This window comes from Bacillus sp. WC2503 (genome assembly GCF_052682895.1).
In genome coordinates this window covers 1,944,108-1,956,822 of record NZ_JBQYMD010000001.1, presented here as the reverse complement: position 1 = coordinate 1,956,822, position 12,715 = coordinate 1,944,108, and the positions used below count along the sequence as shown (strand labels likewise).

Genomic DNA, 12,715 nt, shown 5'->3' with positions numbered 1-12,715 from the left:
TGTATATTGTCCGAACTATTTATTTAAAAGAGCATCAATAACTGCAATGGCTCTTTTGGAACCACCACACCCTAAAAAACTTTCATTCAGTTTTCGAATGCCATGTTTATACTTTTCATTTGAAAGAACGTCTGTTACCGCCTCTTTTAAAGTTTGCACATTAACATGCTCTTTCAATAATCTATGTGCTGCCTCAAGTTCAGTTAATCTTTGCGCTATCATTGGTTGATCTTTATCATGCGGTATTATCACAAATGGGACATTGTAATGAATTGCATCGTGTACACTATTCATTCCACCATGTGTAATAAAAACATTTGCTTCACTTAATATTTCTGATTGAGGTACGTAAGGGGATATAATAAAATTGTCTGGAGCTTGCTTAATTTTTGAAATATCATTTCTATCACCGATCGCCATTACTACAATCCCTTCGAAATTTGAAAAAGCATCAATACAAGTATTAAAGAATGGTTCGAGCCCTTCAAGAAGTGTTCCCATTGAAATATAAATAACTTTCTTTTTTGAAAGCAATTCAAGTGGAAACTTTATATTTGTTTTGCGCTTTATCATACTCGGCCCAATAAAAACATTCTTTTCTCCGAACGAATCGCTATTAGGTTGAAAATAACGACTTGTATACACGAGACTAATGTCTCCCTTATTTTGCATAAATTGAAGATGATTTTTGGGCTTTACTCCAAATTCATGTTCCATTTGATACAGTAATTTTTCAGAGAGTTCATCGGGTTGGAATTGTTTTTCTGCATTTGGATGAAAAGGCAAGGTTTCCAATACTTCTGGTGGAATTAAAAATATAGGAGAGGAAACTATGCCTGGAACTTGTAAATATTCCTTTACTAACTCTCCGGCACCAAATATATCATAAACTACGAAATCAAAATTTATGCTTTTACATAATTCTTTCGTAATTTCTAATATATATAAAGAAGTTTGAACATGTACATGAAAGAAAGTTGTTAATCCATAGGAAGTTTCATTATCAATAGAAATCTCCTTTAATAAATCCGGATGAGTATGTACAATAGCTCCCAAAACTTCAAGCCTTTCCTTAAAGTTTTCCGTTGTAATATAGTGTACCTTATCTCCTCTTTCAGTAAAAGCCTTTACTAAACTTAATGTAGGATTTACATGTCCCTCTGCAGGAAAATTAACTATTAAAATATTCAACACGTATTTCTCACTCCTTACAATTCAATGTTCTTATTAATCGTACTGTAATTATTACAAGCAATCTTCCCCTAATAGTCCCAATTTGCTTACTACTTTAGGTTGATAAATAATTATTATTCATCGGAAAAGGCATCTACATAAGTAGATGCCTAACTGTGATAAGGAGTGTTCTGTGAGGTTAGGATAAGCTTTTCTGCTTGTCCTATGCTATCAATATATGAATTATTTTATAAAACGTGAATAGTTAATAGAATTATTTTAACCATTTTATTTGATCAAATGGATAATATACCATTTTTACTTTACCTATTATATTTGACTCATCAATTAGTCCAAGCGTATTCCTACTATCTTTACTATGATTTCGATTATCACCTAACACAAATAATTTATGCGTGGGAACTTTCATTTCTCTAAAGTTTGAAAAACGATTTGATACTTGTGACATATCTAACTGTATATACAACTCATCTCGTTTTTTGCCGTTAATATATACCACATCGTTTCTTACTTGTACGTTATCCCCTGGTAATCCAATAATTCGTTTCACGTAGTATGTAGGCTCGTCTTCTTTTTTTATTATTACAACATCACCATGATGAAAAGAAGAAAAATAGATACTAGCCTTATTAACTAGTATTCGATTATTTTCATTCAAAGTAGGTTGCATTGAAATTCCTTCTACCATACAAAATAAAAATGACTTATTAATAAAAAGAATGCCTATTATAATTAAAATATAGCTGCATATTTTTCTCCAATCTTTTAGAATTAATTGCTTCATATATACCTCATTTCTAACCTATTCGTATGTAAAAACGCCTCTAGTTCATATAAATGCTAGAGACGTTTCGTATATATTAATTCTCTTTAGAGTCATAAGTTTTTGGTGCTTCGCCAGTTAATCGCTTATTTTTCAAATCAAAATAAGCATCTAAAACTTCTTTCCCAATATCAGAGTTAATACCAGACTTATCATTTATAACCCATGGTACTACAACGGAAAATGCTACTTCTGGATCATCATATGGCGCATATCCTGCTAATGTTAAATTATAGCATTCTCTACGATCGCCTTTCTCATTTCTCCCAATATCACTTTCTCCACCGTATACAGTCTGTGCAGTTCCTGTTTTGCCAGCTGGTTTATACGGTGCTTTTTGGAACGCCCTTACTCCCGTTCCATCCCCTTCTTGGAATACTCTTCTAAACCCTTCTTTTACTTGATTGATATATTCTTCTTTCATATCAATTCTATTTAAAACAACAGGTTCTATTGCATGCATCACTTTACCGATTTCATCCTTTTGAGCGGTTTGTTCTCTAATCTCTTGAACAATTTGTGGTTTCATTCGATAACCGCCGTTTGCGATAGTCGAAATATACTGTACAAGCTGAAGTGGTGTATACGTATCATACTGTCCAATCGAGTAGTCTAGTAAGAAACCAGGTTGATTATCTTTTTTACCAATTTGTCCAGCTGTTTCGTTCGGTAAATCAATACCAGTTGGAACACCTAATCCAAATTGCCTGAAATAATATCTCATTTTATCAAAATATTCCTGTTTAATATTTAACGAACTATTTTTCACATAATCTACACCTGCAATTTTCAATGCTGTATTAAACATATAAACGTTTGAAGAAACTTGTAACGCCCTTAGATCATCAATATTTCCGAACTCTTTCCAAGACTTTTTTTCCTTAGTTCCTTTAAACTTCATTGGTGCATCATAAAAATATGTACCTGGTGTTATAGCTTTCGTTTCAAATCCTGTTAATACTGTTGCACCTTTAACAGTTGATCCAAGCTCATATGAACTTGTCATCGTACCTAAAGCATAATCTTCTACTTCCGTTTTTCCGTCTTTTTCTATAAGCTTTTTCCCAGCCATTGATAATACTTGGCCGTTTTTCGGATTCATCATTACAACGAAAGCACGGTCTAACATCGATTCTGAACCTTTATATGCCTTTAATATTTTTTCTATGCTCTCTTCAACTTTTTTCTGTAATTCCATATCAATTGTTAACGTTAAATTTTTCCCACTTTTCCCCTCAGAAACTGTTTCCATTCTCATTGTATTTCCTTGCTTATCAGCTACACTTCTCACTTCTTTTTTCGAGCCGTGAAGCACATCCTCGTATTGCTGCTCAATGTAACTTTTCCCTATCCTGTCATTTCGGCTATAATCACGCACTAAATAATAATCTAATCGTTCACGTGGCAATCCTTCATCAGCATTCGAAACGTTTCCAAGGACTGAACGAAATAAGCCATCATTTACATAGTGTCTCTCCCAATCAACCGATGCGTCTACCCCTGAAAGATTTCCTAAATTTTCACTAACTTTTGCATATTCCTTTTCACTCACATCTTTTTTAATAATTTGAGGAGCCATTTGGTAACCTGCAGTCATTTTACTTTTAATAGCTAACACTTTTATATCTTGAGCTGTTAACTCTTGAAGATTTTTATCTGTAACACGCTTTCTTCTTAAATCTTCTATTTTCTTATCTAGGTCTTTACCCGTAATATCTTTTTCCCTAAACTTGTCTATTTCTTTTTTTGATATTAAATTTTGTGCGAGTTTTGGATTTAATTGCATCCAAAAATCTTTCTTATCCGTCTCAGTTAACTTGTCTATATCTTCTTGCGGCATTTCAATTATTTCCTCAAGTTGTCTTGCAGTTTTTAGTATATCTTCTGATTTTACACCTTTCATCTTTGTATACGTAATCGTGCGTAAAGACTTATTATCAACAACTGGATTCCCTTCTCGATCAAATATTTTCCCACGCGGGACAGAAAGACTCACAGTTGCCTTTTCTCTCTTTTCTACTTCATTTTTATATGTCTCTCCATCGACAATTTGTACTTTACCTAACTGTATAATCATGGCAGAAAATAATAAAAATACACAAAAGAATAAAATATTTAAGCGCATCGGTATTGCTCTACCACTCTTTTTCTCTTTCTTTTTCACCTCGTCATAATCTCCTCCTTACAACATTTTTAATACTTTTAGGCTTTCTATATTAAAAGTAATGTACAATTTCCACACATTACTTTGTACGCATATAAATATAACGTTCAAAACTTAATAGAAATTAAAACAAACATAAAGAAAAGGTAAAGTTTACTAAATTAAATATAAAAATACCCAATAACAAAAGCTTAGCTTTGTTATTGGGTATTAAGTATTTTAAGATTTAATATTAGAACGTATTGAAATACATCTATCATCACAATTTGATAGAGATTGTTTACTCTGCATTTTTGGCAAGTAAATCGTTACAGTTGTCCCGACACCAACCTCACTCATTATACTTATTGTTCCTTGATGACTTTCAATAATTTTATAACTTAACATCAATCCAATACCGGTACCTTTTTCTTTCGTACTATAAAAAGGTTCACCTAATCTTTTAATTCTTTCTTCAGGTATTCCTATTCCTTCATCTATTACACTAATAATGACACCATTTTTATGTATTTCTTTTATATGAATTGAAATTTTCCCACCATTTAGCATTGCTTCAATTGAATTTTGCAAAATATTAATAAAAACTTGTTTCAATTGATTTTCTGAGCATTCAATGATTATCTCTTCGGAATCTGTAAATAGTTCAACTTGAATATTTGTCATGATTGCTTTTGTATTAATTAGTGATACGACATTTTTAAAAATTTGATAAATATTTTTCTTTTCTGTATTTATTTCATCAGTTTTAGCAATCGACAAAAACTCTTGGAGAATTGCTTCTATTCTTTCTATTTCGGAAAGCATAAGGTCAAAGTATTTCTCTTGATCCTCTTTATTAATTTGGAATAACTGTATAAATCCTTTAATTACAGTTAATGGGTTTCTCACTTCATGAGCTACACCGGCTGCTAATTGACCAATTGCCGCAAGTGTATCTGATTTATTTAGCAATTCTTCTGCCTTTTTCCGCTCTGTAATATCGCGGACAATGATCATAATTTTATCTTGTAATAATGGTAAACATCTAGCTTCAAAGAAATCAATACTTCCATTAATTGTTAGAGGATATTCTACAATTACATTCTTTCCTTCATCTTTCAATTGGCGAATTGCTTCTTGAAATTGCTGTGCTACTGGAGACGGTAATATTTCGTAAAACTTTTTTCCCATAAAAGCTTCTGCGGGCACGTAAAATTTTGTAGGGGATCCTGCTTTATAATCTATAATTGTCCCATCATCTTTTGTTAAAAAACATAAATCTGGTAAAGCTTTGAAAATTAATTCTAATTCAGAGGTTTGTTGTTTTAATTGCTCTTCTATTGCTTTTAAATGTGTAATATCTACCCCAACAGCCCAGTAACTAAATCCTGTTACAGGAAATTGCTCTGATATATTGGACCACATTATCGTTTTAATTTCTCCATTTTTACATGTTAAACTCATTTCCCAATCTCTAAAATTTTTTCCACGAGTCAAAAATTTATTTTGTATTTGATGGCGATAATTATGGTCAGGATACAGTAATTGAAGAGCGTTTGGATTCCCAATTATTTCTTCAGCAGTATAACCTGTTACAATCTCGCATTCTCGATTCCACAAAACAAAATCTCCATTATAGTCAAGCGCATCAACCATAACAGGCATGTTTTGTAAGATCGTATGTAGTTCTTCCTCTTTTCGAGAAAGTAACGATATATTTTTACTTTGAACTTCTTTTTTCACCCCAGTTATAATAAGGTTAGAAAGCATTTCAAAATATTTTTGGCAATTGAAAATTTCGCTTCGTTTGGACCATACAACAAAAGATCCTAAATATTGATTGTATAAGAAAAGGGGGATTTCAATTTTTGGAAGTTTACATACTTTCATTTCATTAATTCCAAATGAAAATATACATTCGTTTTCAGCATCAAGAAGTTGATGTGATATGTTGGTTAATTTATAAAATTGTTCTGCCATGGTTTCTATTGTACTCACATCAATAAGTTCCATTAGCCGCGCATTCATTCCTTTTTCACCTCAATATGTAAAATTTATACAAATTCAAAATTCATACTTCTTCATTATACGAAGAAAGTGCTCCTAGGTATATAGCTGTAGAATAATTATTCAAACAAATTCTATTTTTCAATTAAAAACAGAAAATAATATGGGAATGTTATGCGCTGCTAGTAGAAGTATAAAGTGAAACTTTAATCAGTGGGGGTTTTGTTCATCCCCCACCTAACTTCTTTGCTTCCGCTGAATTTTGAGGTGAGGGGTCTTACTGCCCGTTAATGCGGGATAAAAATATAATAATCATAAAATTCACAAAAAATTCACAACTTTCATGAAAAATATAAACATTTATTCCAATATATTCTATATAATGAGGTGTAATAAGGCTTCTATGAATCTCATAGAATACCTTACCCCTAATAAAAAGAAAAAAAGAATCTTTTTGGATTCTTTTTTTCTTTTTATTACATTACATATTTATATAAAGCATGTGCGACACCATGTTCTTCATTTGTTAACGTTTCGTATTTACACATCGCTTTTATTTCTTCAACTGCATTTCCCATTGCAATTGATATATTTGCTTTCTCCATCATAGAAACATCGTTTAAGCCATCGCCTATTGCTACAGTGTTTTCAACTGGAATATTAAGATGTTCTGCTAAAGTATATAATCCATTTCCTTTTTGAGCATCTCGATGATTAATCTCTAAATTATGCCAATAGGAAGATGTAATAGCTAAATCCGTATTATGCAGAAACGTTTCTTTTAATTTTTTTAATTTCTCTATGTCATAAGAAAACGGTAAAAGTTTATGCACATGTATATCCATTTCTACAATTGGTTTACAACTTTCTGTGCTATGAAATGCTGTATGCTCAAGGTATAATGCAGCAATCGTTTCTAACTCTTTCAAATCGAAATTTCCTTTTGCATTCTTCACATACTCGATTTCATTACGTACACTCTCTACTCCATAATCGGGTACATACACACCTTTATTAGTATAGAGCTGATAATACAAACCATTCTCTTCAAGATATTCTACAATCTCAAGTGCCTGCATATTTTGAATTGGATATCTCTTCATCATTTTTTTATCTTTATATATAAGCGCACCATTTTCTGCGATAATCGGACACTCCAAACCAACTTCTAACAATAGTCGTTCAATATCCACAATAGAACGTCCTGTACAAATTGCTACAACATGGCCAGCTTCTTGACATTTTCGAATTGCTTCTGCATTCTCTTTACTAATCATTTTATTCCCTGAAAGAAGAGTTCCATCTAGATCAATTGCGATTAATTTCATTATTTCTTCACCACTTTCTATAAATACACGAGTTTTTATTAAATAAAAGGTATCGTTTTCATACGAATCTCGTGAAGTACTCCTTATTTATAATTTATGAAAAGCGTTTCAGGTCAAGAAATAATTAAAAATAAAATCCAAAGCTGTTCTTTTTATAGAAAAGCTTTGGATTTTATGCTATGAATTATAACTAATATATTTTGTCTCACACATATATACATTTTTTTCTTCTGTTGGGATATATACTTTAAACTTTTCTAAACGCTTTCCGTATATATGAATAGTGATTACGCTTTCATTTTCGGGTATTTCCAGAATATGACAATCAGCTGGTGGAATTACTTTATCTGTTTCGCCTTCTCCCAAATAAAGATTTCCTGTATGTGTTAAATAAGAAAGTGAATTTCCAAGCTGCTTCGTTTGAACAAAGTTCTGCACCATTATCCTTCCTGAAAAAACGCCTTCTACTCCCCATGTACCATCATGATCATGTAATGGTGTAGATTGTCCATCTTTCCATACGAGAGCTAATACTTCAAAACGTTTTAATGGATCTTCATACAGTAAGTGTCGTGCATATTGAGCCGAATTTGACTTCTGTTTATCTAACGGAAGCCATGTTTTCTTTTCTAAAAGTTCTTCTAGTAATGTTTCAATTTTACACACGATTTCTTCTTCTAATAAATCACCATTTATTAAATCAGTTACAGCTTTAATAAATGTTTGAAACGTTTTACTCCCATTGCACGTTAACATAAGCATCCTCCTCTACGCTTTTTTCACACACCTCCATACTATAAAACACACCAAAATTTTACAATTGAGAAATAAAAAAACAAGGTACAATACAATGTACCTTGTTGAACGTTTTATTGAGTTTTTAAGCGAATAGGTAAATATTTTAAAGTTTGCTCATTTTTCAATATACATCTTTCTAAATTAAAAGATGGAGATAACTCTATTTTTTCGAAAGCATTTATAAAGGTACTTAATGCAATCTCCGCTTCTAAACGTGCAAGCGGTGCCCCTAAGCAAAAGTGCGGACCTTTACCAAAGGTTAAATGTTTTTCATTTCCTATGCGGTGTAAATTATACTTAGAAGCATGTGAGAATTTGTTCTCATCTAAATTTGCTGCACTAACCCATGCAACAATCATTTGATCCTTTTTCATTAAAGGACCAAATATGTTTGTATCCTCTGTAATCCTCCGAGCTAATGTAGCAGGAAAGCGATAGCGTAATACTTCCTCAATCGCTTTTGCAACTAATTTAGGTTCTTCTCTTAATTCTTGATAAATTCCAGGTGAATCCACTAAAAAGCAATAAAAACTATTAATAATTAAATTTGTAGTCGTTTCATTACCAGCTGCTAATAAACCTAATGAAAAAGTTACAATTTCTTCATCGGTTAATCTTTCACCTTCATATTCAGCTCGTATTAAATCTGAAATAATATCATCGGTTAAATGATATCTTTTTTCTTGAACGATCGGTAAAAGATATGCTTTAAATTCATTTAATGCGATCCCTTTCTCGGCATCCAGATCATTAAACTTTTCTTTACTATACGGCATAAATAAAATATCAGACCATTCTTTAATTTGTTTACGGTCTGTAGTAGGTACTCCCAATAGGTCTGATATAACGGTAACAGGTAAAGGTGCAGCAAATTGATTAACAATATTAACTTCATCATACTTTTTTATATTTTTTACAAGTTCGTCTGCAATAGCTTGTATACGAGGTTTCCACTGTTCTAAACTTCTTGGAGTAAATGCTTTAGAAACAATTGAACGTACGTTACGGTGTTCTGGCGGATCTGTAGAGTTTATATTTATTCTAGTTTCTAAAGGAGGGATTGCGAATTGTCTCCGCTCCCTTCTACTTGAAAATAAGCGATAGTCTGATAAAACACGATTCACGTCCTCATATAAAAAAACATTCCAAACATCTTGCTCTTCATCATAATGTACTTGGTGATTATCCCTCATAAATTGATACCATCCATACGGGTTCCACAGCTCTTCTTTTGTTTTTAGCTTTGAAATTTCATGAACTAAAATAACATTTTCAGGTGAATCCATAGTTCTTTCCTCCCTTTTCTTTTACAATAAAAGTGATAGGTAGGTAATTCAAAGTTGTATAAACTAACATATGTTATTTTAACATATACATAGCAAAACTTTTCAAATGAAAACTTGAGAAATATATGAGGAGGCTTTTTTATGTATGTTGATATTTTATTACTTGCAGAATTAACAACAGGGCCAAAACATGGCTATGAAATAAAGAAAAATATTCAAAATCGGTTAGGCAATAATTTTGAATTAAATCATAACATGCTTTACCCTACTCTTCGGCGTTTTGAAAACATGGGAGCCATAATGAAAAATGTACAGAAACAAGTCGGAAAACCAAACCGAAATATGTACAATATAACAGAAAGAGGAGAAGAAATTTTTTATGAAATGTTAAGAGAATTCCCCGAAAAGATTGCGACAAACAACACTGAGGTCCTTGTACGTATCGCGCTTTTCGACAAACTTGATTACGAGGCTAGAATAAAAATTTTAACTACGCGCCAAAACGTTCTTCAAAAACAACTTACAGCCATCCAATCCCGTGACGTTGTCTCACCTTTTATTACAGAAGTTGTTGAATTTACTAAATCACGTATTGAGCATGAACTACGTTGGATTACATCACTTATGAAGAAAATATAAAAAAATAACAGAAAAAGTTAAAAATAATGAATGAAAATGAGATTTATTATCAATACTAGTATTAATAAAAGGGCAACCACTATTTGGCTACCCTTCAAAAATTTACAATTCTGGATCGAAAGTTTTGCAATCTGTTTCTTCCGTTGTAGATGCTTGTTTCCCTTTATGACTAACTACATAAATTGCATCTGCACTACATTTATTACCGTTAGCCCAAAATTTACAATTGTTTACTTCACATAAAACGTCTTGTGCCATAGTATCACACCTCCTTGTTCTATTATCATTAACAAAATTCGGAGGTATGATACTCTTTGTCATCTATTTTTTATTACCTTTTTAGCTTTCTTAATGTTTCTATATGCCCTCGTACAATAGCATCGATATTTTCAGTTATCTTTTCAATGTCAAAATGCCACCATTGAATTTGCAATAATTCTTCTATTATTTCATTTGAAAATCTCTCTTTTATTTTATTTGCAGGGTTTCCACCAACAATTGTATATGGTGCGACATCTTTAGTCACAACAGATTTCGCTGCAATGATTGCACCATCTCCTATTTTAATTCCGGGCATAATCGTTGTATCCATACCAATCCAAACGTCATTTCCTATAACTGTATCTCCTTTATACGGTAAATCAGACAAATCTGGTGTAAACTTCTCCCATCCATTCCCAAAAATATTAAACGGATAAGCTGAAAATCCATCCATTCGATGATTCGCTCCGTTCATAATAAAGGTAACTCCAGATGCAATACAGCAAAACTTGCCAATGAAGAGACGATCTCCGATAAATTCATAATGATATAATACTCGATCTTCTAATGTTTCCCCATGTTTCGCATCATAATAAGAATAGTCACCAACAAGTATATTAGATTTCGTTATTGTATTTTTTATAAAATGAACGTTTTGATTTCCTTCAATTGGGTATTTAACGTTTGGATTAGGATTCATGTTGCACAGCACTTCCTTTACCATTCATTTCACTTTCTACTGCTATTACTGGCTTTAAATTGTATATAGGTAAAATAAACAATAATCCAATAACAAATAGTAGAGCCGTCCCCTCGTACATCATACTTAACGAAAACATCTCCTTTAATGAACCAGCAATACTCATCGTTACTACCATTGAACCGGTGAACAGTGGACTTAAAATGCCATTTACTCTACCAATAAAATCCGTATCGCTATTTTGTATAATAAGTGTATTTATACCTATTTGAATACACGGTAGAGCTAACCCACTAAAAAGTTGTGCCGTAAGTGTCACCCATAAATTTGTGGAGTAACCAATTATACCAATTCCAATAGCCTGACCAAGCATACCTACGATTAACATTTTTTGCGGCGCAACGTTTTTTGCGAATACCATCGCTAAAGCTCCGCCAACAATCATCCCTGCGCCATTTACTGTTAGTAACCATTGTAAACTCTCTTTTGATAACCCTAACTGCTCAGTTACAATAAATATGCCTAGTGGCTGAATTAAGCCTATTCCTAGTCCTGCTGCCATAAAACATAATCCAAGTAAAGTTAATGCTTTTTTCTTTTTGACGTATTTAATACCATCCTTCATTTCCTGCAACAGCGTGATGTCTTTCTTTTCTGCTTCGTTTTCAAGATCTTTTGGAAGAAATAACAATACACCTGCAGCAAGTAAAAACGCGATACCTGTTATAATGATTGAAATATAAATTCCAAAACTATGAAAAATAAATGTTCCGAGAATTGGTCCTAACACCATAAATATCGCAAAAATCGTTTGATATATCGACATTGCTAATTGAATTTGTTCCGTCGATAAGTGTTGTTTAAACAACTTCATTCCAGATGGTTGAGAAAACTGCGAAAGGATTGCAGAGATTAGCGTCACAAAAAACACAATTTTCCACGTTCCAAACATAAGTGTAATTAATACAGCGAATACTGAAATAGAACTTAACGTTTCACACCATATCATTGTCCTCTTCGGCTTCCACCTATCAGCAAAAGTTCCACCAATGAATGAGAATATAAAAATCGGGGCGAATTCAGCAACTGAAATCATTGATATAGCGAAAGCATCACCTTTCGTCATTTCCATAACATACAATAATACCGCAAAGTTTCGAACCCATATTCCTATTTGTAAAAATAATGCTGATGCAAGAATTCCCTGTACAAATCGATTTTTCAATACTTGTGATACCCCATGATTTTGTTTCGGTTCTATAGTCGTCGACATAAAAAAGCCTCCTATTTCATGTTCTGAACAGGAGGCAGCACAAATCATATGAAAAGACTATATTTTTCGCAGTGCGAAACACATCCCTTTTCTATATATGTACATACTAATCCTATTCAGAAGAATATTTCGTTTTTTAACGAAGATCTCTTAAAAATAGAATTAGTTGATCATTGGGATAGTTTCACCCTTCCGTTTCGAATTTAAATTACACATACATACTCTATGTAAAACATTTTCAATGTATGCATGTCTCATTTTAA

11 protein-coding genes are annotated in these 12,715 nt (G+C 32.3%); 1 reads left to right on the top strand and 10 read right to left on the bottom strand.

What is annotated here, in order from left to right; genetic code table 11:
- Positions 1–15 precede the first annotated feature (15 nt).
- From ACUN26_RS09965 to ACUN26_RS09935, 7 genes are all read right to left on the bottom strand, one after another.
- Complete coding sequence (locus tag ACUN26_RS09965) at positions 16–1,194, bottom strand: macrolide family glycosyltransferase (RefSeq protein WP_000932110.1); 1,179 nt, start codon at positions 1,192–1,194, stop codon at positions 16–18.
- Positions 1,195–1,447: 253 nt separating this feature from the next.
- A complete protein-coding gene (gene lepB, locus ACUN26_RS09960) occupies positions 1,448–1,978 on the bottom strand; it encodes a signal peptidase I (protein ID WP_000811461.1) in 531 nt (176 codons plus the stop codon).
- Between the two features lie 76 nt (positions 1,979–2,054).
- A complete protein-coding gene (locus tag ACUN26_RS09955) occupies positions 2,055–4,181 on the bottom strand; it encodes a peptidoglycan D,D-transpeptidase FtsI family protein (protein WP_000726031.1) in 2,127 nt (708 codons plus the stop codon).
- Between the two features lie 219 nt (positions 4,182–4,400).
- Complete coding sequence (locus ACUN26_RS09950) at positions 4,401–6,188, bottom strand: PAS domain-containing sensor histidine kinase (RefSeq protein ID WP_000994069.1); 1,788 nt, start codon at positions 6,186–6,188, stop codon at positions 4,401–4,403.
- 455 nt (positions 6,189–6,643) lie between these two features.
- On the bottom strand, positions 6,644–7,495 hold the full coding sequence (locus ACUN26_RS09945; RefSeq protein WP_000766360.1) for a Cof-type HAD-IIB family hydrolase: 852 nt from the start codon (positions 7,493–7,495) through the stop codon (positions 6,644–6,646).
- A 177-nt stretch (positions 7,496–7,672) separates the two neighbouring features.
- Positions 7,673–8,251, bottom strand: a complete 579-nt coding sequence (locus ACUN26_RS09940) for a cysteine dioxygenase family protein (RefSeq protein WP_000954447.1) — start codon at positions 8,249–8,251, stop codon at positions 7,673–7,675.
- A 113-nt stretch (positions 8,252–8,364) separates the two neighbouring features.
- On the bottom strand, positions 8,365–9,579 hold the full coding sequence (locus tag ACUN26_RS09935; protein WP_000378114.1) for a cytochrome P450: 1,215 nt from the start codon (positions 9,577–9,579) through the stop codon (positions 8,365–8,367).
- Between the two features lie 141 nt (positions 9,580–9,720).
- Here ACUN26_RS09935 and ACUN26_RS09930 point away from each other — a divergent pair, with 141 nt between their 5' ends.
- The gene (locus ACUN26_RS09930) at positions 9,721–10,218 is read left to right on the top strand and encodes a PadR family transcriptional regulator (protein ID WP_000289114.1); all 498 of its coding nucleotides are present in this window, start codon (positions 9,721–9,723) and stop codon (positions 10,216–10,218) included.
- Positions 10,219–10,320: 102 nt separating this feature from the next.
- Here the strand turns inward: ACUN26_RS09930 and ACUN26_RS09925 are convergent, their stop codons facing one another.
- From ACUN26_RS09925 to ACUN26_RS09915, 3 genes are all read right to left on the bottom strand, one after another.
- Positions 10,321–10,476: a DUF1540 domain-containing protein gene (locus ACUN26_RS09925; RefSeq protein WP_000046090.1), complete on the bottom strand. Its 156-nt coding sequence runs from the start codon at positions 10,474–10,476 to the stop codon at positions 10,321–10,323.
- A gap of 73 nt (positions 10,477–10,549) precedes the next feature.
- Entirely contained in the window at positions 10,550–11,179 is a 630-nt protein-coding gene (locus tag ACUN26_RS09920) for a Vat family streptogramin A O-acetyltransferase (RefSeq protein ID WP_001069238.1), read from the bottom strand.
- Positions 11,169–12,452 carry an MFS transporter gene (locus tag ACUN26_RS09915; RefSeq protein ID WP_000108180.1) on the bottom strand — a complete coding sequence of 428 codons (1,284 nt, stop codon included), beginning with the start codon at positions 12,450–12,452 and terminating at the stop codon, positions 11,169–11,171. The genes ACUN26_RS09920 and ACUN26_RS09915 overlap by 11 nt, the downstream gene beginning before the upstream one ends.
- Positions 12,453–12,715: the final 263 nt, after the last annotated feature.

What these genes read in the sequence shown, in the direction of transcription:
- lepB (WP_000811461.1), bottom strand. Translation starts at nt 1,978, where the DNA reads ATGAAGCAATTAATTCTAAAAGATTGGAGAAAAATATGCAGCTATATT.
- ACUN26_RS09950 (WP_000994069.1), bottom strand. Translation starts at nt 6,188, where the DNA reads ATGAATGCGCGGCTAATGGAACTTATTGATGTGAGTACAATAGAAACC.
- ACUN26_RS09945 (WP_000766360.1), bottom strand. Translation starts at nt 7,495, where the DNA reads ATGAAATTAATCGCAATTGATCTAGATGGAACTCTTCTTTCAGGGAAT.
- ACUN26_RS09940 (WP_000954447.1), bottom strand. Translation starts at nt 8,251, where the DNA reads ATGTTAACGTGCAATGGGAGTAAAACGTTTCAAACATTTATTAAAGCT.
- ACUN26_RS09935 (WP_000378114.1), bottom strand. Translation starts at nt 9,579, where the DNA reads ATGGATTCACCTGAAAATGTTATTTTAGTTCATGAAATTTCAAAGCTA.
- ACUN26_RS09930 (WP_000289114.1), top strand. Translation starts at nt 9,721, where the DNA reads ATGTATGTTGATATTTTATTACTTGCAGAATTAACAACAGGGCCAAAA.
- ACUN26_RS09925 (WP_000046090.1), bottom strand. Translation starts at nt 10,476, where the DNA reads ATGGCACAAGACGTTTTATGTGAAGTAAACAATTGTAAATTTTGGGCT.
- ACUN26_RS09920 (WP_001069238.1), bottom strand. Translation starts at nt 11,179, where the DNA reads ATGAATCCTAATCCAAACGTTAAATACCCAATTGAAGGAAATCAAAAC.
- ACUN26_RS09915 (WP_000108180.1), bottom strand. Translation starts at nt 12,452, where the DNA reads ATGTCGACGACTATAGAACCGAAACAAAATCATGGGGTATCACAAGTA.